Origin of the sequence: Paenibacillus glucanolyticus, assembly GCF_037333485.1 — a bacterium.
Taxonomy (GTDB): Bacteria; Bacillota; Bacilli; order Paenibacillales; family Paenibacillaceae; genus Paenibacillus_AQ; species Paenibacillus_AQ glucanolyticus.
The window spans coordinates 5,823,496-5,846,482 of sequence record NZ_CP147845.1 but is presented as its reverse complement, the minus strand read 5'-3'; the positions used below and the strand labels follow the sequence as shown (position 1 = coordinate 5,846,482).

The following is a 22,987-nucleotide window of genomic DNA, read 5'->3' as shown; positions in this document are numbered from 1 at the left end:
AAACGGCAGAACTGGTTCTAAACCATGACGTTCAACTGGATGGTTTGGCTCTGATTGTGTTATACTTTTTTCGTAATTATGAAAATTTACATTCGGAGAGGAGGTAGTACATTGGGAAGGCGTTATTGCAAATGGATCAAGTTACGGAACTAAAGGGAGTGACATCTTTTCTATTGGCTGCCTCTTCTGCCTGGGTATTTGTAATACATGATGTACTTGCTTCTGAATAACATTGAATACAGCCTTAATTAAATCTGGAGGTGAATCCCTCTTAAGAGGGAAATCATTGGACATTATTACCATCACTAATTTATTCATACTTGCAGTTCTGATTGCATTGACAGCGTTTTTTGTGGCCTCTGAGTTTGCTGTTGTAAAAATTCGTATGTCTCGGATTGATCAATTAATTGCTGAAGGGAATAAAAAGGCGGTTGTGGCCAAAAAAGTAGCCGGCGACCTTGATTATTATCTATCGGCCTGCCAGCTCGGGATTACGGTAACGGCTCTCGGACTTGGGGCCATTGGTAAGCCTGCCGTTGAACGCATCATGTACCCGGTATTTGATCTCTTTAACGTATCGGCCTCAACGGCTTCGATTGCTTCCTACGCCATTGCCTTCATACTCGTGACATTTCTGCATGTCGTGGTAGGGGAAATGGCACCCAAGACGCTGGCAATCCAATTCTCGGAGAAGATGACCCTGCTGCTCGCTGCCCCGCTGTATGGGTTCGGGAAAATCATGAAACCATTCATTTGGGCATTGAATGGAGCATCACGAGTATTGCTGCGTTCCTTTGGCGTGAAGCCTGCTGGACATGAACAGGCTTACTCGGAAGACGAGCTGCGCATTATTATGACGCAAAGCTATCAGGGCGGCGAGATCAATCAGACCAAGCTGGCTTACATGGAGAACGTATTCTCATTCGATGAGCGTGTGACCAAGGATATCATGGTGCCGAGAACCGCTCTGGTTACCCTCGACAAGGATATGAAATACCCGGATATCGTCCGTATATTGGATGAACACAACTATACGCGATATCCTGTCATTGAAGAGGGCAGCAAGGACCGGGTGGTCGGCGTTGTCAACGTGAAGAAGATGCTGCCGCATATCGTGGCTGGACGGGAGCGCAAACTGACGGAATTTGTCCGGGACCTTCCTATCGTGCTTGAAGTTACGCCGATCCATGAAGCGATGTTGAAGATGCAGCAGGAACGTATGCATATGGCTCTGGTTATCGATGAATACGGCGGCACATCTGGGATATTGACCATGGAAGATATATTGGAAGAGATCGTTGGGGAGATTCGTGATGAATTCGATGCCGACGAAGTGGCGGATATCCGGAAGACCGGGGAACGTGAATACCTGATTAATGGACGGGTTCTCCTGGATGAGCTTGAGAAGCAGTTTGGACTGGTCTTCGAGAATCGTGAAGAGATGGATACGATTGGCGGCTGGATTCAGTATCAGAAAGGCACTACGGTTCAGGACGGCGATGAGATCAAGCAAGGCGAGCACGTATGGGTTGTATCGGAAACCGATAACTTGCAGATTAAACAAGTCATTCTAAGACAAGCTTGAGATTGCGTGTTAAGGGCTTCTCGTTGATACATTCAGACCATCATTTTTTTGGAGGTGAATCCCTCGACTGAGGGAAATCATTGGACGGAATAATCGTGTTAAACTTATTTTTAGTAGCTGTGTTTATAGGACTGACAGCGTTCTTTGTCGGAGCCGAATTCGCGATATTGAAGGTACGGATGTCAAGAATCGATCAATTGATTGCAGAGGGTAATAAAAAAGCAGTCAAGGCCAAGAAGGTAGCACACGAGCTGGATTACTACTTGTCTGCCTGCCAGCTCGGGATAACCATAACGGCGCTCGTACTCGGAGCGCTGGGCGAACCGACGGTTGAGCGGATGCTCCATCCTCTGTTTGAGAGATTTGATGTGCCGGCTGCCATTGCAACCGTGCTCTCCTATGTCATTGCTCTTTCGATTATCACATTCCTGCACGTTGTCATCGGAGAATTGGCACCGAAAACATTGGCGATCCAATTTGCCGAGAAGATGACGCTGCTGCTGGCATCGCCACTATACTGGTTCGGTAGAATCATGTACCCGTTTATCTATGCACTGAACGGAGCTTCGCGTCTTCTTCTTCGTATATTTGGCGTAAAGCCGGCTGGACATGAGACGGTCCATTCCGAGGAGGAGTTGAAGTGGATTGTGGATCAGAGCTACGAGAGCGGCGAGATCAACCAAACTGAGCTGGATTACCTGAAGAATATATTCGCTTTTGATGAGCGCACCTTACAGGAAATCATGATTCCTAGAGAGCGAATCATTACGGTGGAACAGGGCTGGCCGCTTGCTAAAATCATTGAGGTTCTGGGTGAGTATGATTATACCCGCTATCCGGTTGCCGAAGCAGGGAATGCCGATCGTTTCATCGGGTTTATCAACACCAAAGAGATGCTGACAGGCATTGCGGCTGGAAGGGACTGCGCCGTGCATGAATTTATTCATGAGATGCCGCGTCTTTCGGAATCGTCCTCAATCAAAGACGTCCTGATCAAGATGCAGCAATCCCGCGTCCACATGGCGATTGTAACGAATGAGTCGGGCGCTGCCGCCGGACTCGTGACGATGGAGGATATTCTGGAAGAAATCGTCGGGGATATCCGGGACGAATCGGATCGCAATGAGCTGCAAGGCGTACAGGCGTAAGTGATATAGGATTCGCACCCGATCAAGAAAAAGTAAATAACCATGCCCTCTTCCCTCCATTTGGGAGGTGAGAGGGCATTTTTTTGTTATATTCTCTATGTTTCTATCGGAATTCTCAGTGTGACCTGCGTTCTGGCCTCTGCGCAATATTCTGGCTGCTCAATGGGTCACGGTTAACCAGCATTCGTATATTTCACCCTTGGCTTGGCCTAATCGTGAATCCGAAGCTGTACGTACGGTTTGCAGGCAGGGTGAATTCCTCATGAATGGGCGCTCCCCAGCTGTCGTCGCCGCCTACACCCATCTGCTTGTAGTTGATGCGCAGGACGGTTTTATCGCTTGCGGGAAGTTTATAAGCATGGTCACAACGTTCCAGTTCATCCGGTGTCCACGGCAGAGCGCATAACTCCATGAGCGATGGGCTTTCGAAGCGGAGGCCGACGCCGCTGCTTCCTGCGTTAAGGCTGGCGAAGCGGACATCCGTTTTATTCCCGCACTCTTGGGGTCTCAGATAGGGGACAAACTGATCCGCCACCTTCCCCGAATATCGGCCGATTTTGGCTCCGGTCTTCCGGTCCCAGTAATTCTCATGAGGTCCGCGGCCGTACCAGCGGAGGGTGTCCAGTTCGTTATCCAGCAGGAACAGCATGCCGATTTCCGGAATCTCGGGCAAGCCGCTGCCAGGAATGAAAGTTTCATGCACATGAAGCGTTCCGTCAGGGAAGATCCGATAGTCCAGGGTCAGGCTGGATATGGGGTGGGTCTCTATCTGATATTGACTGGAGACGATAACGGCAGGGCCCTCGGTTTGCCAGCTCAGCAATATCAGCTTCCGCTGATTATGGGCGGTTCTCCATACGCCGCAGCGTTCAGGGAGGCGGTTGCCCAGATCGTTATCGGTAACGGCCCGCCAGAAATTAGGTCTGACGGGAGCTCGCAAGTATTCCTTGCCGGACAGCGTGTAAGATGTCAGATCGCCGGTGATCTGGTTAAAGCGCAGCGAAACGGCAGACCCTGTGATGAGGAGGTCTTCTTCATACTCGGTAACATCCAGCAAGGCATCCGTCTGCCCGTGAGTCCCGTGCTCCGATTTTTCCGTAACGTATGGCGTAAGAGCGAACTGTTCCCAGGCCTCTTCATGTCCGGCTGGCGCCCACTTGACGCTTTCCTTCCTCACGAGGGAGAGGGTAAGAATCGCTTCCTTTCCATTATATTCCATAGGAAAGCAGGGAATCGAGAATTCGGTATGCTCGCCCGGAGGCAGGGAAAGCTGAAGTGTGCCGGATTGGCTCTCTTCTCCGTTTAGTTGCACGTCCCATTGTACAAGATACTGATCCAGATTGGTAAACAAGAAGCGGTTGCTGACCCGAATCCGACCTGCGGCAGGATCGGTGCTTTCGAATTTGACGTTCTGATAGCATTTTTTCACTTCATCCAGCTTTGGCGTTTTGCTGCGGTCCGCGAAGATCAGGCCGTTCCCGCTGAAATTGCCGTCATGCGGCGTCTCGTTAAAATCCCCGCCATATGCAAGGTATTCTGTACCGTCCGGCGTCTGGGTGCGAATCGCTTGATCGATCCAATCCCATATGAAGGCTCCCTGTAAGATGTCATACTTCTCAAACAGCTCCCAATAGAGGTGAAGCCCACCGCATGAATTGCCCATCGCGTGGCTGTACTCGCAAATAATGTAGGGCTTGCCCGGATTGCTGGTTGCATACTTCTCCACATCCTGCGGCTTGGCATACATGGTGGACTCGATATCGCTGGCCGCTTCGGATTCCCTGTAGTGGAATATCCCTTCATAATGAACCAGCCGCGATGGATTGACCTCCTTAAGGAAATCATGCATTGCTATGAAGTTGTCGCCGCCAAAAGACTCATTGCCTAATGACCAGATGAGGATGGAGGGGTGGTTCTTGTCTCGTTGAAACATCGAATTGCAGCGGTCCAATACGTTGTCGCGCCATTCGAGTTTGCTGCCCGGAATCGTATCCTCCAGTTCCTGCTGCCCATACACCCACGTGCCGTGTGTCTCCAGATTCGTTTCATCAATGACATATAGGCCATATTCATCGCAAAGGTCATACCATATGGATTGATTCGGGTAATGGGACGTCCGTACCGCATTAATATTATGGGTCTTCATCAGTTCGATGTCGGTGATCATGTCCTCGCGGCTTAGAGCCCGTCCGGTATCAGGGGAGAACTCGTGCCGGTTGACACCCTTGAACAGAATGCGCTGCCCATTGATTCGCATCAATCCGTTTTTAAGCTCGAAGCGGCGGAAGCCCGTGCGGCAGCTTACCGCTCCGAGACATGCCCCGTCTGAATCTTTCAATGCCAGAACTACAGTGTAGAGGCAAGGGGATTCCGCGCTCCATCGTTCAGGCTGATGAACGTCCATGCCCAGGGAGAAGGTGCCCTCATCAATAATGTAATCCGCGATGGTGAGTGATTGCTTCTGAACCAGTCGATGGTCATGATCGTACAGCAGCGCCTCAAGCCGAAGGGTGTCCTTATCGATGGTTTCATTAAAATAATTCGTGATGGCTGCATCAATCTGCAATTCGGCATTCCGGTAATCATCATCGAGAATCGTCCGCACGAAGAAATCCGAGATATGAAGCGCAGGGACCGAATAGAGGTAGACGTCACGGAAGATGCCGCTAAGTCTCCAGAAATCCTGATCCTCAAGCCAGCTCGCATCGCACCATCGGTATACTTCAACAGCCAATTTGTTCCCACCCTTGATCAGATAGGGAGTAATATCGAACTCGGCCGGTGTGAACGTATCTTCGCTATACCCGGCCATTTCGCCGTTCACCCATACATAGAAAGCGGATTCAACACCTTGAAAGCTAATATAAACCGGCTGCCCCTCCCATGTATCGGGTACCGTGAATTCCCGGATGTAGGAGCCTACGGGATTATATCGGGTTGGCGCGAAGGGAGCTTTTAATTCAGGCTCCGAATCGGACCAAGGGTATCTGACATTCGTATATTGTGGATAGTCATAGCCTTGAAGCTGCCAATGGGAAGGGACGGGAATATCGGCCCAGCTGCTGGAATCATAATCGGTTTCATGGAAATGGCGAATGCGTGCTTCCGGTGTTTCCGCAAAAGCGAATTTCCATGTCCCATTCAATGACTTATATAAGGGGGACAAGGAGTGGTCGTGGTTTAACGCTTCGGATTCGGATGGGAACGTCATCATATAAGCGTGTGCCTTGTGACGATTTAGCTGAAAGATATGGGGGTTATTATTCCATTCGGGATAACCGTTTGCAGGTGCCTGGTAAACGAACTTCGTACGCAATTTGCTCAGCTCCTCCTAGATTATGGTTTCCTTCTACTGACAGTATAGAGGTTAAACCCGCCTAAGAGAATAAGACATATTTCACGTTTCTAAGATAAGTGGCCGGGAATTAAGGGTTTACATGTAAAAAGGTCTATGAAATAATGATTAGTAAATAATCATTCACTAATTGATTGGAGTGTATTGGATGGTACGACCTCGCGAATTTCAAGACGAGGCCATATTTGATGGCGTCTACAGAGCACTGTGCAAAAAAGGCTACGGTCAAGTAGCGTTAACGGATATCACGCATGAAATGCATATCTCGCCGGCAGCCTTAATGAAGAGATTCGGCTCGAAGAAGAATATGTTCCTGGCATACAGCGATTATGTCATTGAATTAACCCGGCAAGCCTTCCATGAGGCCAGCCTGTCTGATCAACCCAGAATCGATGCACTAAAGGCCGTGTTCAAGCACTCTACCTCACGTATGAGCCATCCCGTTGAATTGGCTAACCACACTTCCTTCTATCTGGAGAGTACGGCCGATCCCGATCTGCTGGAGAAGACGCAGTACCGGTTGCGGCTGATCGATGAGTTTACCCGGCAGATGCTGAACCAGGCGATAACAAACAACGAAATCATTCCATGTGATGTCGCTTCGCTCAGCAGGGTATTACAGGCTGCCATCAGCGGTGCCATGCTGATCTGGATTAAAGAGTCCAACCGGTCATTGGACGAACTGTTTGATGAGTGCTTTGATGTGATATTTGCCTCGTTAACAAACAGCGATAAGCCGTAATTTCATGAGTTGAAGGGGGAGCGTCATGCCAGTTTATAACGGAAGTGGAGTCGATTTGTATTATGAAGTACAAGGGGAAGGGAAGCCGCTTGTGTTTACGCACGGGGCCTCCTGGAATCATAAGCAATGGCGGCCGCAGATCGACTGTTTCTCGCAAACTCATAGAACCGTCGTGTGGGATATTCGGGGACATGGTTCGTCTGCCCTGCCCGATGGACAAGTGAATTCGGAGGATTTCAGCCGGGATTTGGCGGATCTGCTGGATCATCTGAACATAGATAAAGCTATCCTATGCGGGTTATCTCTGGGTGGTCATATCTCGTTACAGACTGCAGTTCGCTATCCTGACAAGGTTGAAGCGCTGGTACTGATAGGCACTCCATTCACGAATGCGTTCAATTGGTTCGAGCGAATGTTTGTGCCCCTGAACCGTTGGTCGAGTTACCTCATGCCGATCTCTTTATCGGGGAAAATCCAGGGCAAGATGTTATCCAAATATAATAAGGACAATCAAGCCTATATCGAGGAAGCCTTCGGCTCCATAACGCATCGCGATTGGGTTCGGATATGGGATGCGGTTACCCGAATGGAGAGCAGGCAGGACTTGCACAAGATCCAGTGTCCAACATTGCTTCTTCAGGGCGAAAGCGACACGATGATCCGCAGGCAGCAGGAATACATGCTGGAGAGAATTTCGAATGCGCGATTGGAAATCATCCGGAACGCCCACCACGCCACGAATCTGGATAACCCCGATGAGGTGAATGAAGCCATCGCTTCATTTCTGGCAGGAAACGTTATTTAGCCCTTCATTGACACTCGAAAATAGGGTTGCTACAATTTTATGTATATAGCCATCGGAATAATGGGTTAATGAGGAGGGGACGACCTTGAATCGATTCGGTTCTACAGATCCATTCATACGTAATGAACGCGAAGCATGGATTGTTGCTCGGGCCGACCAGCTCGGAGCGAAATTCGCGGAAAGAGCACCCAAGCATGATCTGGAGGGATCGTTTCCGTTCGAGAATTTTGAAGACCTGAAGGCATCCGGTTATCTGAAGCTGACCGTGCCGGAATCCTTCGGCGGAGAAGAAGCCTCCGTCTACGAGATGGTGCTTGCCCAGGAAAGGCTTGCCCGAGGGGACGGGTCCACTGCGCTGGCCGTCGGCTGGCATATTGGGCAAATGCTGCAGCTGCGTCTTTCCGGTGCCTGGCCGGCGCCGTTATTTGAGAAGCTGTGCAAGGACGTTGTGGCCGAAGGCGTCGTCATGAATGAGCTGGCAAGCGAGCCTGCGACGGGAAGCCCCAGCCGGGGCGGAAGGCCGGAGACGACTGCACGGCGGGTGACGGGTGGCTGGAGCATTACGGGACGTAAAACCTTCAGCACATTAAGTCCGATTTTGAAGCAGTTTGTTGTTACGGCGGGAATGGAGCACAGCGAGAAGGTTGGTGCATTTCTGGTTCGCAGCGGGCCCGGTGTCAAGGTTGAGGAGACCTGGAATACGCTGGGCATGCGGGCGACAGGAAGCCATGACGTGATTCTGGAGGATGTATTTGTGCCGGATGCGGAAGTGATCCGTGGACTTGATTATGAGAAACCTGAGGAACCCGTACCTACAGAAGGCGTCCTGCTTCACATACCGGCATGTTATATGGGGATTGCCTATGCCGCGCGCAATTTTGCTATTGATTTTGCACGACATCATAAACCGAATTCATTGACAGTCCCCATTGCGGAATTGCCGAATATTAAACGCCAGATCGCTCAAATCGAGGTGGATCTGCTCACAGCCCGAAGCTATTTGTATCAAACGGCCGACCGCTGGGACAAGGAAGTGGAGAACCGCGCTTCGCTAAAGCCCGAACTCGGTCTCGCCAAATACATCGTGACCAACGCAGCGGTCCGGATTGTAGATCAGGCTATGCGGATAGTCGGTGGATTAAGTCTATCCCGGAATCTCCCCTTGGAGAGAATGTACAGGGATGTTCGGGCAGGGCTTCATAACCCGCCAATGGACGACATGGTGCTGACTAACCTGGCCAATCGGGCCATTCAGGAAGCTGCGGATGAGGGGGATGAATGAAGGCCCTCCATAATAGGTTAGGCAATATGGAATTGCATGCTATATGATCATGAAGAGAATGGATGAACATGAACTGCCGGGAGGCCATCCCCGGCGGTTTTTTTGTGCAGGATCAGCTGGTTTTCTACGTTGTCGACCCCGCATTCAGCAAACCTTCAGCTAGGCCTAAGCCTGGCATAATCTTCCCCTAAGTTTACTTTCAGCTTCCTTCTCTATACTTCAAATGGTAAGACAAACTATAACCCTGAAGGAGAGATTACGATGAATCCGATAAGTAAAAAAGTATTAGTGGGCAGCATGGCGGCAGCGATTGTGCTGGGAGGAGCCGGATATCTGCAGAGCAAGACCTACGCCGCGGCAAGCACGGACACTTCCGCCTCGGTTACTGAGGAAGGGCAGACAGGCACATCTGATTCCGTAAAGAAATGGGAGGGTAAGCGGATGGATCATAAGGGAGGAGGTCCCCGCGGAGGCAACATCTTGAAAGAAACGGCTGAGCTGCTCGGACTGACCGAGGCCGAGATCCGAACGGCGCTTGAAGGCGGCAGTACATTTGCCGAGATTGCCGAAGGTAAAGGGATGACGAAAGCTGTATTGGTACAGAAGCTGACCGAGCTGGAGACCGCCAAGATTGAGGAACGTCTGAGCGAAGGCAGTATTACGGAAACCGAAGCAGCCGAGTGGAAGGAGGGGCTAAGTGCCCGTCTGGAGCAAATGGTGGCGAGCAGTGATCCCGGTTTTGGGATGAAAGGTCATGGCAGAGGGGGGCATGGCTTCGGGAAATTCGGTAATCCGGAGGAAATAGCCGCCCTGCTCGGTATAACGGAGGACGAGCTCAAGGCAGGCATGGAAGATGGTAAATCGTTGGTTGAGCTGGCTGCCACCAAGGGAATTACAGAGGAGCAGCTGCTGCAAAAGCTGAAAGATCAAATGACCGAGCCCTTGAAGCAGTGGATTAACGAGAAGCATACGGACGCGGATAAATCAGGAGCTGCTGCTAAAACCGATACCGAAGATGAAGCGGTATAACAATGTATCATTTGCTTGAACCAGGTGCAGTTACGTTAAGATAATGGATGCTGCCCCGCCGCTATTCATGATAGAGGTCGCCCGCTATCCTATGGGGCGAGTTTTCAGTCAGTCCTCCACCTTGTGTGGGGGACTTTTTGGTTTGGCTCTGAATTTTTTTCGCGCAATGTGTTGACCTTAACGTTACGTGAAGGTGTACAGTGGTGTTGTCAGGAGGTGAAACCATGGAATACACGGTGCAGAAGCTTGGGAAGTTGGCAGGAATCAGTACCCGGACGCTTCGGTATTACGATGAGATTGGCATTCTGAAGCCGGCCAGGATCAACTCGTCGGGATATCGGATTTATGGGCAGGAGGAGGTCGATCAATTGCAGCAGATCCTATTTTACCGGGAGCTCGGGCTTCATCTGGACGGTATCAAAGAAATTCTGACCTCGCCATCCTTCAACAGATCCCGGGCGCTCCAGGAACACCATGCACAGCTTCTGGACAAAAGAAAGCAATTGGATATGCTGATTACCAATGTGGAGAACACGATCGCCTCCACGGAAGGGAGAATGACCATGAGTGACCAAGAGAAATTCGAAGGATTCAAACAGAGGTTGATTGAGGACAATGAGCAGAAATACGGTAAGGAAATTCGCGCGAAGTATGGCGAAGAGACTGTGAATAAATCGAATGCCAAGCTGAAAAATATGACGCAGGCACAGCATGATGAGGTGACGCGCCTCGCGGAGGAGCTGTACGAGACGCTGGCCGAAGCGTTCAAGCAAGGCGATCCGGCCAGCGATCTGGCGCAGAAGGCAGCCGGTCTTCACAAGCAGTGGCTCACTTATTATTGGAACGATTACAGCAAGGAAGCCCATGCTGGCCTTGCTCAGATGTATGTCGACGATGAGCGCTTTACGGCCCATTACGATGAGAAGCATCCCGGAACTGCGGAGTTCCTTCGGGATGCGATTCTGATCTATACGGGCGCAAAACCTCCATCCATATAAGGCAAGCTGAAGAGAGTTGCCCTGCTCTGATTGCAAGTCCCTCTCACTGTTGTTAACACGCAGTGGAGAGGGACTTCTCTTATATGGAAGGCCAAGAAGAACCCGCGCTGTTCATCAAGCCCCTGATTTCCACAATTAACCTCTTGTATTTGAGGGGGAAGTAATGGTTAGATGAAAATTGGACTATTTTTCACAAACCTACACCATGGGTGATGACTTATATAGCGAGGGTAGAATATGGATCAAATTGTACAGCATGCCGTTAATATCTTTAATGATTTTCTCTGGTCTAAACTGCTCATCGTATTGCTGATTGCGGTTGGCCTGTATTTCACAGTGGGGACCAGATTCCTGCAGTTTCGTTTGATCGGTGAAATGCTCCGGGTAATCCGCGAACCCAAAAGTAAAACAAAGGGCAGTATTTCGCCCTTTCAGGCATTTGCCATCAGTATGGCGGCGCGTGTCGGGACAGGGAATATTACGGGGGTTGCTCTGGCCATCTCCCTTGGCGGCCCCGGGGCAGTGTTCTGGATGTGGATTATTGCGATTATCGGGTCAGCCTCAAGCTTTATCGAGAGCACGCTGGCTCAGATTTATAAAGTAAAGGACGGAGCGGGCGGTTATCGTGGCGGTCCGGCCTATTACATGGAGCAAGGATTGAAGAAACGGTGGATGGGTGTGCTGTTTGCAATCCTGATCACGTTATCATTCGGCCTTGTCTTTAACGCGGTTCAATCCAATACCATTACGATTGCCTTCGAGAATTCATTTGGCGCGGATCGTTTAACCATTGGGATCATCATGGCGGTTATATTTGCGGCGATCATCGTTGGCGGAGTGAAGCGGATTGCCAAAATGTCGGAGCTGATCGTTGTTGTATTGGCCGTGGTTTATGTCGGTGCGGCACTCTTTATCGTATTAGCCAACATTACCAAACTGCCGGAAGTGTTAGTTCTTATTGTCAAAAGCGCGTTTGGCTATGAGCAAATCGCTGGCGGGACTATCGGTGCGGCGCTGCTGAACGGAATCAAAAGAGGCCTGTTCTCCAACGAAGCGGGAATGGGGAGTGCACCGAACGCCGCAGCAACCGCAACGACAAGCCATCCTGCGAAGCAAGGGCTGGTGCAGGCGCTTGGTGTGCTGATCGATACGCTGGTTATATGTACAAGCACGGCCTTCATTATTCTCTTCACCGGCGCGTACAAGCAGACCGGGCTTGACGGGATCGCGCTGACGCAGGCTGCCCTGGGTATGGAGATGGGAGCGTGGGCGTCCGACTTCCTGGCGATTATGATCTTCCTGTTTGCGTTCAGTACGCTGATCGGCAATTATTACTACGGGGAGACCAACATCGAATTTTTGAAGTCGAACCGGGCTTGGGTTTGGATCTATCGGGTAGCCGTGCTGGCTATGGTCATTTTTGGTTCGGTTACAAGCGTGAAGCTGGTGTGGGATCTGGCGGATTTATTTATGGGATTGATGGTCATCGTAAACCTTGTGGCGATCACACTCCTTTCCCGGAAGGCCTTCGCTGCGCTTAAGGACTACTTGAAGCAGAAGCGGGCAGGTCTGGATCCTGTCTTCACCAAGGACAGCATTCCAGGGCTCCATGATGTGGAGTGCTGGGATGGACAGAACACGTCGTCCTCTGAAGCGCAATAATAGATGAATGAATGTGGAATCGTCATGGCAGCAGCATTTGTTGCGGCTGTGACGATTTTTTTATTTTTACCTGTAACATTTGCGCGTTAGAACCGTTGTCTAGGTGAGAAGGGGAGGCGTAGAAGTATGCGCAATGATGAGGATCAGGAGAAGCAAGTGCTCCGGAACGGGGATTTCGAGGATGAACAGCCCGAGTGGAGCGAGAAGAAGTTTAACCGGATGGTGTGGCGGACGCGCGTGAGGCTGTTGTCGAATGCGGTGGGAGCGCTGCTGCTGTTCTATCTTTTGTACGTGCTGTATTTGTCGCTCAGTCAGATATTTTTTGATACCCCGGAGAGGAATGATACGTTTATCCGGTCTGTTATCACGGCGGTAGAGCTGCATGGAAACGGCGTTAAGGTGGAGAAAACGGGTCTTCCGAATGTTGAGGTTACGCCCCTCCTGACCCAGAAGGCAACGCTGAAGTTATATAGAGATATCGGGGGATGGCAAGTCATTACCGGTGAGGTTCGAGCTGAGCAGCCATTGTTTGGCGAGTTGACGTATTCCGTTGAAGATACCGGGGCTTATCTGAATAGTGACAGTGATATGCAGGGGGCATTTATTCTGCCTTCATCGATTATGTCTGAACAAACGACGCCGCCTGATCAACAGCGCAAGGAGGAGGGGATCGTGCAATTAGGCAGAATGGATGACGGAAATGTAGCGGATATGTCATTTTCAACGATGACTTTAATGCAGCCCGAGCAGCTGCTGAAACTTCTGGAAGGTTATGACCTGGCCGTGACGGGAATGCCCGTATATGCTGGAGAGCTTAAGGAATTCGAGGTTGGTTCAAACATTGCCGGTGGCAAAGACTATTATGTTCCGCACCTCACCCTGCGGCCCCTGTACGCGTTCGAGGAGGACAATCGACTGTCTATGTGGGGGCTCTATTTTACAGCTGAGGATGTAGGCAAGATGTCGGAGCATACTGCGAATATGATCTCCGACCTCAAATGGCTGACCGAGAGCATTCAATACAACGGTGTGGGCATAGACAAACAGCGGCTGGCATATTTGGAGAAACATGGGGTTCAGGTTTACGGCGCTACCGTGACGGGACCTGTGCGGGAGCTGGAGAAGCTGAAGGAGTAGCCGCAATTCCGGGAATTCCGCTTGGGCCGCATCGAGGTTTGGAATTGGGATTAGGTTTGAAAACGATAAAGAAGAGGCCTTTATAGAGGGCCTCCTCTTTTTGTTTATGTAGATACGTGAAGCAGCCAAGATGACGAAGAATCTTGCACAGGTCTTACATTACGTTAAATATTTATCCCGGAGAATATTCAGGTGGTGAAGCTCATGACCTGCAATGACGTAAGCGGCAGCGCGGGCGGAGAGGGGGTAATTGTTGAACGTGCCCTCGCGCAGCAGCGCTTCCTCCGTCAAACTTCCTATGAGCGTAATGCTGGACTGCCTGACAGCGGCGTAATCTTTAAGGGCTTCTCTCAACGGAAGACTGCCGAAGGGAGAATTCCGGACAAAAATTTCGCGGTCATAACCCGAGAATTCACGGGCATCCCCCCGCGCAATGTAGAGGATGCGGTAGTTCCACAAGCGCTCAACATCGGCGATGTGCCCAACCACCTGTTTTAAGCTCCATTTGCCTTCTGCATACTTGTAATTGGCTTGTTCTTCCGTCAGATCGCTGAGCGATTTTAACGTTTCATCATGCTGCTGCTGCAAAATCTCCGTTATGCTGCCCTCAGGGACCAGAGAGACGTACGGTTCAGCGAGGGGCAAATACTCATGAGAATCAGGCCTTGTATTCATAACAAGTTCCTCCAGATCAATTAATAAGGGCTCACGTTAAAACTATGCAGACAGGTTCAAATGAATGAATGAAAAGGTCAGGTTGCTTGCGCCCAGATCAGGTGGATAATGCCGTTCCAGTAGCGTTCTGTCTTAACGACCTTCAGCGCCGAGGCATCCACGATCTCGATCATATCCCGATTATAATGACAGCCGGATATCCGCCGTGCCGCCGGATTGAGCAGATGCTGCGCATAGCCGAGCAGCCGGTTCGTGCTCATGCCATGCTCCAGCAGGTAAATGCGGCCGCCGGGTTTCGCCCAGCGGTTGATTTGATTGAGTGCTTTGACCGGATCTTTATAACCGCACAATGAAAGGGTAGAGACCACGCAGTCAAAAGATCGTTCCGGAAGCTCCAGCGTCTCGATGTCCTGCTCCTGGAAAGTCGCCTGGATGCCAAGTTCAGAGGCCATCTGCCGTGCCCGGCTTAACATCTCGGGACTGAAATCGACTGCCGTTACGTCCACCTTGCTTCTATTATAAAAGGGGAAGTTGGCACCGGCGCCAACAGCGACTTCAAGCACATGTCCCTCGACATCCTGAAGAAGCCGTTGTCTCCATTCACCGAGGCTGCGCTGTCTTGTATTCCTCTCATATCGAGCAGCCTGCTTGTTGAACTTCCGGATGAGGGAATTCTTATTCACGCGGGATTCTCCGGGCCACGCCGGTTTTGACGGCGGCTTTTACGACAAGATCACGTATGGCTTTTACAACGTTCTGGTTGAAGACACTAGGAATGATATAGGATGGGTTGCGTTCCTCGTCCGATACGGCCGATGCAATGGCTTCGGCAGCTGCCAGCTTCATTTCCTCATTAATCGTGGTCGCTCTGCAGTCAAGAGCAGCACGGAAAATACCCGGGAAGCAGAGGACATTATTAATTTGGTTCGGATAATCCGAACGCCCGGTTGCGATCACCCCGACGATATCTTCCACCTCTTCGGGTCTGATCTCCGGCGTAGGGTTTGCCATTGCAAACACAATCGGATTCTCGGCCATGGCTTGTACGTCCTCGCGGCGCAGCAGACCGCCGGCAGAGAGTCCAATGAACACGTCGGCGCCTTGAATCACCTCGCGTAAAGTACCTTCAACCTTATTCGGATTCGTATGCTCGGCATACCATTGCCACATCTTATTGCCGTATTCCTTCCCTGCAACCAGGGCGCCTTCGCGGTCGACACCGATGATGTCCTTAACGCCGGCCGACATCAGGATTTTACTGCATGCTATACCAGCCGCGCCGATGCCGCACACCACCACTCTGACGTTATCAATCGATTTGCCGACAATTTTCAGGGAATTGATGAGTGCGGCATACAGAACGACTGCTGTACCGTGCTGATCATCGTGGAATACCGGAATATCCAGCTCATCGCGCAGTCTTTGCTCAATCTCGAAGCAGCGAGGGGAGGAGATGTCCTCCAGATTAATGCCGCCAAAAGCCGGAGCCAAAGCTTTGATGCAAGCGATGATCTCTTCCGTATCCTGAGTATCCAGACAGATGGGGAAGGAGTCTACGCCGGCAAACTGCTTGAATAGCATGGATTTCCCTTCCATGACCGGCATGGCCGCATAAGGGCCGATATTTCCCAAACCGAGTACTGCGCTGCCGTCCGAAATAACAGCCACCGTATTTCTTTTAATCGTCAGTGTGAAGGCTTTTTTCGGGTCCTCCTGAATGGCTGTACACACCCGTGCAACATCTGGTGTATAGACACGGGATAGATCATCCCGGTTTTGAATCGGAATTTTGGGCTGGGTCTCGATTTTGCCGCCGAGATGAAGCAGGAATGTACGGTCTGAAACGTTGACGAGACGAACCCCTTTTAATTCCTTCACGCTATTTGTGATCTTGCCGATATCAACGCTGTCCGTTACCGTAATGGTAATATCCCGCACGGTGATGTTGCCGCTCGCCTGAATGACGTCGATAGCGACCATGTCTCCTCCAGCTTCGAATATCGCGGATGCGACCTGACCGAATTTAATCTCTTGAGTATTCATTTCCAGCCTGAGGATGATGCTTTTTCCGCCGAGTCCGTTGTTTTCCATTGCTACCTCCAAATGTTTGATCATTTTTGTAATGCCAAGGTATGTAATTGTGCAGAATGTTAACGTTATCATAGTTCGCTGAGCAGGGGGCGATTTCCTGTTTAGCAACCAAGAAACCGTGATATATATAAGAAGAATTTATTGAAAAAAGACGATCGCACAAAGTATAATCGGAAGCATCATAATATGAAGGGGAGATCTGCTGTGAATGCCCGAATCGAAGAGCTTGAGAAGCGTTTAACCACCCAGCACCATAAAGACCTGTTTCTTCAGATGAAACATACACTGAAGGCAGTCGATGATTTGGCCGAACAGCACCGAGTCTACCAGGCCGTTCAGGCACTTAGTGGTACGCGTATCGTAGGGACGGAGGAAAATGTGTATTTTGACACGTTGAATCAGGTCAAGGAACAGATTGTGCATACCCTGGAGCTTACCATTGAGGATTTGGAGCACAAAGGCGATAAACATTACAAGAAGCACTTTAAGGACGGAGTCGAATAATGCAGTTCCGTTCTGCCCGGCAGTACGAATGGACTGGATGTTTGGAACGAAAGCATGAATCCTTATGGGAGGCATGCTTTTTTTTGTGATCTTTTTCAGCAAAAAATGCGCTTTTTCATTACATAACAAGTTACATATTTATCCAATTTCATTGATATGTGTAATAAATCGTTGATTAGTATTATGGGATACCGATTCCATATGCTTTAAAATAATTATAGCACTGGTAAAGCTTGGACATTCGCTTTTTGATTATATCTCCAAGTTCAGTCAATTCAGATCGCAACACTTGTCTAAATGAAGGGAGGTGGGAAGCGCAGCCCGGAGGTTGTGGAAACGCTTTAATTATAAATTCAACATTAAGAGGAGGAAATATTGTATGACTTTAAGTTTGCCGAACAAAGCTTGGCTCAAAAATCTGATTATTGCTGGTTCCACGATGTTATTGATGGCTTTATTCATGGTTTTATTTGCAGATAAGGCTTTTGCCCACGGGTATGTCGATTCTCCGGGAAGCCGCGCCATTCTGTGTAAGCAGGGGCAAAACACCGATTGCGGGGCAATCGTGTATGAGCCGCAAAGTTTGGAAGCCCCTAAGGGCTGGCCAAACGCTGGTCCTGCTGATGGCAAAATCGCCAGTGCAGGCGGTGTGTTCCCTAAACTTGATGAGCAATCTGCAACACGCTGGAGCAAAGTAAGCATTACCCCGGGAACCAAAACGTTCCAATGGCATTTGACAGCCAACCATGCGACGGCAAGCTGGAAATACTACATCACGAAAGACGGCTGGAATCAAAATGCTCCACTGAGCAGAGCTTCCTTTGATCTGACGCCTTTCTGCTCCATTGACTACGGCGGTGCTAAACCTCCAACAAACTATGCTTCCACTTGTAACGTCCCTGCTAAATCCGGATACCATGTAATCCTGGCTGTATGGGAAGTAGCTGATACACCTAATGCTTTTTATAACGCGATCGATGTTGACTTCGGTGGCGGCGGCGGAACTCCGAATCCAGGCGTACCGGCACCGACGGGACTGACTTCCCCATCCCAAACAAGCAGTAGTGTTTCCTTGGCCTGGACAGCTTCCACAGGGGCTTCCAGCTATGAAATCTACCGTAACGGAACACTTGTGGGTACATCCACTACAACGTCTTACAACAATACAGGTTTAACTGCAGGCACGTCTTATACGTATACTGTGGTAGCTGTTAACAGCTCAGGCAGCAAATCCTCCGCATCGGCACCGCTTACGGTGTCAACGTCCGGAGGCTCAACGGCCTACCCGGCTTGGAGTGCAACAGCTGTTTATACCAATGGCAATAAAGTCAGCCACAATGGCGTGAACTATGAAGCGAAATGGTGGACACAAGGTGAAACTCCTGGATCTGCCGAAGTATGGAAGGTAATCCCTTAACCAACAGTACGAGAGGATCCGGCGTCCTATGACTGCCGGACCTTTTTTTATGCAATGGCAGAAACGGCCAAACTTTACTTTTGTTATGAGAATGCTATGATATGAAGGTAAGAAGGCGGCATTTTGTTAGAACGAGAGGAGAATCATGTTAAAGACGGATTATGTTGATGTACTGACCGTAATATCCACGAAATTATATGATTCTGCAGCTAGAGTGATCCAGACTTCCAGCCGATTAATGCAGGCCAATACCTTCTGCATCGCACTGAACGACCGGCATACAACAACCGTTTTGAAATCGTTTAACCGGGAAACGATTATGCTTGAGGAAGGCTTGATCGTAGCGAACGAGGATTCCTATTGTCATCTTGTTATTGAGAAATCGGAAGGACCGCTTGTGATACCGAATAATTTGACGCATGCGTTGACCAAGGACATGGATGCCACGCGGTTTGTTGGCGGATGCTCGTTTATGGGCGTTCCGATCGTTACAAGCTCGGGCGAGATCTATGGCTCTTTGTGTGCTTTCGATCATAACTTTTACGAGTATAGCCAAGAGGATATTGATTTGCTGTTATCACTCTCGGCATTCTTTGGAGATATGCTTGAATTGGAGTCCACCATCGATGAATTGAAGCAGATGGAAGATGAGAACGACCGAATTTTGCAAGAGAAGTCAGAGCTGCTGGCCGTGATGAGTCATGAAATCCGCACTCCGATGAACGGGATTATGGGGATGTCGGCATTGCTGCAGTTGACCTCGCTTGATGAGGAGCAGAGGGAATACGTGGAGCTGATTGAGCAGAGCAGCGAATCGCTTCTCTCCATGATCGAACATATCCTGGAGTATTCCAAGGTCGAGAATACCAAGATGGAGCTGGTTATGGAGCCGTTTTACCTCCGTCCGCTAATGAAGCAGGTGACCAGCCTATTTATGAATGACGTGCAGCGTAAGGGGATCCGACTCCATGTCGTTATTGGCGATGAAGTGCCTGAGAAGGTGACAGCAGACGCCGATAAGATTAGGCAGGTGCTTATCAATTTGATCTCCAACGCCATCAAATTCACGAGTGAAGGAGAGGTTTCGGTCGCTGTTGGAATCTCTCCAGAAACGCAAGCCATCAAGATATCCGTTCGAGATACGGGAATAGGCATTCCAGTTGACCGGAGACATCGCTTGTTCAAGTCCTTCTCTCAAGCCCACCATGCTGAAGTGACCAGAGAATACACCGGAACGGGTCTTGGCCTGTCGATCTGCAAACAGCTAACCGAGCTGATGAATGGTCGAATCTGGCTGGAGGAGACTTCTGGCGAAGGAGCATGTTTTACCTTTACAATCCCTTTAATAGGCATGATGGAACCGGTAAATACATGATTTCATAATAATAAATAGGAAAGCTGCTGGCTGGCAGCAGCTTAATCAGGGCACCCATACGGGTGCTTTTTGTGTTTTTCGCAGGTGAACCAGAAGGAAACCATCCTTAAGCCCGGTATACCGTGATGCCCCGTTCTTGAAATGGCTTAATATCCGAGTCGGATGCCGAAGCGCCGGTTACAAGGGTGTGAATGGCGCTGTTGGGTGCAACGGTGTGCAGGGACAGCTTGCCAATCTTGCTGTGGTCTGTGACAACAACGATCTCACCGGCAGCCTGAATCATGCTCTGCTTGGCCGGGACGAGCAGTGCCTCCGGGTGCATTAAGCCATACTGCGGATGAAGGGCAGGGGTCCCGATGAACGCTTTTTCCACATGCAGTGATTTCAGTACATGATCGGTGAACATGCCATTCAGCATATAACTGGACGGGTAGAGCTCCCCGCCGGTCAGAATAACCTTGATGCCTGGAGCATCGCGAAGTTCGACAGCCACGTTCATGTCGTTGGTAATGACGGTAATGTCCGAGCGGTGTACCAGATGTGTAGCAATATGAAGGGTAGTTGTCCCCGAATCAATGATGATATTCTCGCCGTCCTCCACAAGTGATGCCGCGAGCTGGCCAATCCGAATCTTCTCATCCCGATGAAAGTTGGTTCGTTCATTAAATGATGGCTCGTTATGCGTCCATTGCTCCATGATGACGCCGCCGTGCGTACGCTTTAAAGCGCCTTCCTGTTCAATCTCCGCCAGATCCCGGCGGATGGTGGCCGTATGAACGCCGAATTCCGATGCCAGTGCAGCAACCGTTGCCGTACGGTATTGTCTTACATAATCAATGATTCTTTTTTTTCGTTCATGTGCCAGCAATCGATGATATCTCCCTTCCTATTAAGACGATGAATGAATTAGATGCGTTTGTACATACAATGCGCACTTTTGCTCTTTTATGCTTATGGATTCCATGTCTCTACAGTGTACCCTCACTATGTTAACGCAATGTTAAACCCCTTGATGCTATGCGAATTTACAAAATCCGTACGAAGGCCTAACACTCCCCTAATATTGCAGATTTACAATCAAACTAAATAAAAATGAGCAAAAATGATCATTACATGTGCATTTGATGCGTATTTATTATCGAGAGCATGTAAAGGTTTTCATTTCAATGATTTTTGTTCATTATTTGCTTGTCATGATAGCATCATTACATTTTCGTGAGGGGGATCGCTCTTGGCATCTATTGAATTTGTGAAAGTAAGCAAGTGGTTTGATCGTCAACCCGTCATTCAGAATTTGGATCTAACCATTGAGGATGGCAAATTCACCGTATTGGTAGGTCCGTCAGGGTGCGGGAAAACCACGCTCCTGCGGATGATTGCAGGCATTGACCCTCAAACCTCCGGTTCCGTTCTCATCGATGGCCAGGACGTTACACGGATTGCACCGGGTAAACGTGGCGTGGCCATGGTATTTCAGAACTATGCAATCTATCCGACCATGTCGGTCCGCGAGAATATCGAGTTCGGTCTTGTGAACAACAAGGTTCCCAAAGCGGATCGGACACGTCTGGTAGAGACCATTGGAGAAACCGTCGGATTGAACGATTACCTGGACCGCAGGCCATCCACCTTGTCCGGCGGACAGCGGCAGCGGGTGGCTTTAGCCCGGGCGATGGTCAAGAACCCGTCGGTATTCCTAATGGATGAACCGCTGTCTAATCTGGATGCAAAACTGCGGGTTCAGATGCGGATTGAACTGATTGAGCTGCACAAGAAGCTCGGAACAACCTTTGTGTATGTGACCCATGATCAGGTAGAGGCGATGTCGATGGCCGATACCATCGTGCTTATGAACAAAGGCGTCATTCAGCAGGAGGCGCCGCCGGAGATAGTATACCGCAAGCCCAGGAATCGGTTTGCCGCACAGTTTATCGGGGTTCCTCCGATGAACATTGCGCCGCTTGGCAACGATAACACAACATTCGGCTTCCGTCCGGAGAGTGTCGTGGTTGGTACAGAGCCCGGCTCGTTTCATTATAAGGCCAAGGGTGAGATCATCACGCGTGAAATGCTGGGCGCCGAGACCATTTATCAGGTGAAAACGACGGAGGGTCAGGCATTCATGGTGAAGTGCCTGGAAGATGAGTTCCATGTGGATCAGGAGGTTTATCTCGGCGTGCCAGCCGATAAATTGTTTTTTTTCGGTGCAGACGAGAAGCGGGTCGAGGAGCAGGATGCTCGTTACCGGGAGTTTATGGAGCGGCTGAGAGGGCTGGTACATGGATAAGAAGCGAATATGGGAGGGGCTCAGACCTTATGTGCTGATCGCACCGGCGATGGCGGGCATTATGCTGTTCGTGATGTATCCGGTAGGGTATCTGATTTACTTAAGTTTGTTCAAATACAATCTGATGAACAAAGACAAGAGCAAGTTTGTCGGATGGGATAATTTCACGCAGATTCTGGGCCGCGGCGATTTCTATAAGGCGCTCTGGAACACCACCATCTATACAGCAGGCGTTGTGGTATTGACCATGCTGCTGTCTCTGCTGATTGCGGTATGGCTTAACAAAAAAAGCGGTTTCAACTCCGTCGTTCAGGCCGGGATTTTCACGCCTCATGTCGTATCCATCGTATCGATCTCGCTGGTGTGGCTGTGGCTGATGGAGCCGAATCAAGGTCTGCTTAATTATGTGTTTAAGCTGGTCGGGCTCCCGCCGTCTGCATGGCTGCAAAGCTCCAAGACAGCATTAATCTCGATCATTATCGTATCGGTCTGGCAGGCTATCGGCTACTACACGCTGATTATCGTAGCGGCCTTGCAGAGCATTTCGCCGAGCATTTATGAAGCGGCTGCGCTGGATAACGCCAGTAAGTTCAATGTGTTTTATAAAATCACACTGCCGATGATTTCGCCACAGCTGTTTTTTATCCTGATCATCATGACGATTGGTTCCTTCAAGGTATTTGATACGGTTCAGGTGATGACAGGCGGTGGACCGAACAATGCAACAACCACGCTTGTGTACTACATATACGGCTTCCGAACGACCAATATCGGGTACTCGGCAGCAACCGGCGTTGTGCTCATGGCGATTATCGGTCTGCTGACGTTCATCTATTTCCGGCTGCTGTCCAAGAAGGTTCACTATCAATAAAGGGCGCGTCCATGCAGAAAGGAG

The 22,987-nt window shown here is 49.9% G+C and carries 19 protein-coding genes; 14 read left to right on the top strand and 5 right to left on the bottom strand.

Annotated elements, in window-relative coordinates; genetic code table 11:
• The first annotated feature begins 286 nt into the window (after positions 1-286).
• Entirely contained in the window at positions 287-1,585 is a 1,299-nt protein-coding gene (locus tag WDY75_RS27085; protein ID WP_006208110.1) for a hemolysin family protein, read from the top strand.
• A gap of 80 nt (positions 1,586-1,665) precedes the next feature.
• Positions 1,666-2,733 (top strand): hemolysin family protein, encoded by a 1,068-nt coding sequence (locus WDY75_RS27080; protein ID WP_063478527.1) that lies wholly within the window; start codon positions 1,666-1,668, stop codon positions 2,731-2,733.
• A gap of 193 nt (positions 2,734-2,926) precedes the next feature.
• On the opposite strand, the gene WDY75_RS27075 is transcribed toward WDY75_RS27080, so the two are convergent.
• A complete protein-coding gene (locus WDY75_RS27075) occupies positions 2,927-6,049 on the bottom strand; it encodes a glycoside hydrolase family 2 TIM barrel-domain containing protein (protein ID WP_063478528.1) in 3,123 nt (1,040 codons plus the stop codon).
• 187 nt (positions 6,050-6,236) lie between these two features.
• On the opposite strand from WDY75_RS27075, the gene WDY75_RS27070 reads away from it, so the two are divergent.
• From WDY75_RS27070 to WDY75_RS27040, 7 genes are all read left to right on the top strand, one after another.
• The gene (locus WDY75_RS27070) at positions 6,237-6,830 is read left to right on the top strand and encodes a TetR/AcrR family transcriptional regulator (protein WP_006208113.1); all 594 of its coding nucleotides are present in this window, start codon (positions 6,237-6,239) and stop codon (positions 6,828-6,830) included.
• 25 nt (positions 6,831-6,855) lie between these two features.
• Positions 6,856-7,635 carry an alpha/beta fold hydrolase gene (locus WDY75_RS27065; protein WP_063478529.1) on the top strand — a complete coding sequence of 260 codons (780 nt, stop codon included), beginning with the start codon at positions 6,856-6,858 and terminating at the stop codon, positions 7,633-7,635.
• An 85-nt stretch (positions 7,636-7,720) separates the two neighbouring features.
• Positions 7,721-8,917, top strand: a complete 1,197-nt coding sequence (locus WDY75_RS27060) for an acyl-CoA dehydrogenase family protein (protein WP_006208115.1) — start codon at positions 7,721-7,723, stop codon at positions 8,915-8,917.
• Positions 8,918-9,178: 261 nt separating this feature from the next.
• Positions 9,179-9,946 (top strand): hypothetical protein, encoded by a 768-nt coding sequence (locus WDY75_RS27055; RefSeq protein WP_063478530.1) that lies wholly within the window; start codon positions 9,179-9,181, stop codon positions 9,944-9,946.
• 224 nt (positions 9,947-10,170) lie between these two features.
• Positions 10,171-10,944, top strand: a complete 774-nt coding sequence (locus WDY75_RS27050; RefSeq protein WP_006208117.1) for a MerR family transcriptional regulator — start codon at positions 10,171-10,173, stop codon at positions 10,942-10,944.
• 237 nt (positions 10,945-11,181) lie between these two features.
• A complete protein-coding gene (locus WDY75_RS27045; RefSeq protein ID WP_063478531.1) occupies positions 11,182-12,606 on the top strand; it encodes a sodium:alanine symporter family protein in 1,425 nt (474 codons plus the stop codon).
• Between the two features lie 126 nt (positions 12,607-12,732).
• Entirely contained in the window at positions 12,733-13,743 is a 1,011-nt protein-coding gene (locus WDY75_RS27040) for an anti sigma factor C-terminal domain-containing protein (protein WP_231887995.1), read from the top strand.
• Positions 13,744-13,902: 159 nt separating this feature from the next.
• Here the strand turns inward: WDY75_RS27040 and WDY75_RS27035 are convergent, their stop codons facing one another.
• From WDY75_RS27035 to WDY75_RS27025, 3 genes are all read right to left on the bottom strand, one after another.
• Positions 13,903-14,418 (bottom strand): DinB family protein, encoded by a 516-nt coding sequence (locus WDY75_RS27035; protein ID WP_063478532.1) that lies wholly within the window; start codon positions 14,416-14,418, stop codon positions 13,903-13,905.
• Between the two features lie 77 nt (positions 14,419-14,495).
• Positions 14,496-15,101 (bottom strand): class I SAM-dependent methyltransferase, encoded by a 606-nt coding sequence (locus WDY75_RS27030; RefSeq protein ID WP_063478533.1) that lies wholly within the window; start codon positions 15,099-15,101, stop codon positions 14,496-14,498.
• Positions 15,094-16,509 carry an NAD-dependent malic enzyme gene (locus WDY75_RS27025; RefSeq protein WP_006208122.1) on the bottom strand — a complete coding sequence of 472 codons (1,416 nt, stop codon included), beginning with the start codon at positions 16,507-16,509 and terminating at the stop codon, positions 15,094-15,096. The genes WDY75_RS27030 and WDY75_RS27025 overlap by 8 nt, the downstream gene beginning before the upstream one ends.
• A gap of 204 nt (positions 16,510-16,713) precedes the next feature.
• Between WDY75_RS27025 and WDY75_RS27020 the strand changes: the two genes are divergently transcribed.
• The 3 genes from WDY75_RS27020 (at position 16,714) to WDY75_RS27010 (ending at position 19,805) form a co-directional block, all read left to right on the top strand.
• Entirely contained in the window at positions 16,714-17,013 is a 300-nt protein-coding gene (locus WDY75_RS27020) for a hypothetical protein (RefSeq protein WP_036638865.1), read from the top strand.
• A 379-nt stretch (positions 17,014-17,392) separates the two neighbouring features.
• The gene (locus WDY75_RS27015) at positions 17,393-18,430 is read left to right on the top strand and encodes a lytic polysaccharide monooxygenase (protein WP_006208124.1); all 1,038 of its coding nucleotides are present in this window, start codon (positions 17,393-17,395) and stop codon (positions 18,428-18,430) included.
• A 145-nt stretch (positions 18,431-18,575) separates the two neighbouring features.
• A complete protein-coding gene (locus WDY75_RS27010) occupies positions 18,576-19,805 on the top strand; it encodes an ATP-binding protein (RefSeq protein WP_063478534.1) in 1,230 nt (409 codons plus the stop codon).
• A gap of 106 nt (positions 19,806-19,911) precedes the next feature.
• On the opposite strand, the gene WDY75_RS27005 is transcribed toward WDY75_RS27010, so the two are convergent.
• Entirely contained in the window at positions 19,912-20,673 is a 762-nt protein-coding gene (locus WDY75_RS27005; protein WP_036638670.1) for a DeoR/GlpR family DNA-binding transcription regulator, read from the bottom strand.
• A gap of 363 nt (positions 20,674-21,036) precedes the next feature.
• Between WDY75_RS27005 and WDY75_RS27000 the strand changes: the two genes are divergently transcribed.
• Positions 21,037-22,092, top strand: coding sequence for an ABC transporter ATP-binding protein (locus WDY75_RS27000; protein ID WP_063478535.1), 1,056 nt, complete (start codon positions 21,037-21,039; stop codon positions 22,090-22,092).
• Positions 22,085-22,963 carry a carbohydrate ABC transporter permease gene (locus tag WDY75_RS26995; protein WP_063478536.1) on the top strand — a complete coding sequence of 293 codons (879 nt, stop codon included), beginning with the start codon at positions 22,085-22,087 and terminating at the stop codon, positions 22,961-22,963. Before WDY75_RS27000 ends, WDY75_RS26995 begins: the two co-directional genes overlap by 8 nt.
• The last annotated feature ends 24 nt before the right edge of the window (positions 22,964-22,987 follow it).

Coding starts and splice junctions, on each gene's coding strand:
- WDY75_RS27070 (WP_006208113.1), top strand. CDS start 6,237: ATGGTACGACCTCGCGAATTTCAAGACGAGGCCATATTTGATGGCGTC.
- WDY75_RS27065 (WP_063478529.1), top strand. CDS start 6,856: ATGCCAGTTTATAACGGAAGTGGAGTCGATTTGTATTATGAAGTACAA.
- WDY75_RS27055 (WP_063478530.1), top strand. CDS start 9,179: ATGAATCCGATAAGTAAAAAAGTATTAGTGGGCAGCATGGCGGCAGCG.
- WDY75_RS27050 (WP_006208117.1), top strand. CDS start 10,171: ATGGAATACACGGTGCAGAAGCTTGGGAAGTTGGCAGGAATCAGTACC.
- WDY75_RS27045 (WP_063478531.1), top strand. CDS start 11,182: ATGGATCAAATTGTACAGCATGCCGTTAATATCTTTAATGATTTTCTC.
- WDY75_RS27040 (WP_231887995.1), top strand. CDS start 12,733: ATGCGCAATGATGAGGATCAGGAGAAGCAAGTGCTCCGGAACGGGGAT.
- WDY75_RS27035 (WP_063478532.1), bottom strand. CDS start 14,418: ATGAATACAAGGCCTGATTCTCATGAGTATTTGCCCCTCGCTGAACCG.
- WDY75_RS27025 (WP_006208122.1), bottom strand. CDS start 16,509: ATGGAAAACAACGGACTCGGCGGAAAAAGCATCATCCTCAGGCTGGAA.
- WDY75_RS27015 (WP_006208124.1), top strand. CDS start 17,393: ATGACTTTAAGTTTGCCGAACAAAGCTTGGCTCAAAAATCTGATTATT.
- WDY75_RS27010 (WP_063478534.1), top strand. CDS start 18,576: ATGTTAAAGACGGATTATGTTGATGTACTGACCGTAATATCCACGAAA.
- WDY75_RS26995 (WP_063478536.1), top strand. CDS start 22,085: ATGGATAAGAAGCGAATATGGGAGGGGCTCAGACCTTATGTGCTGATC.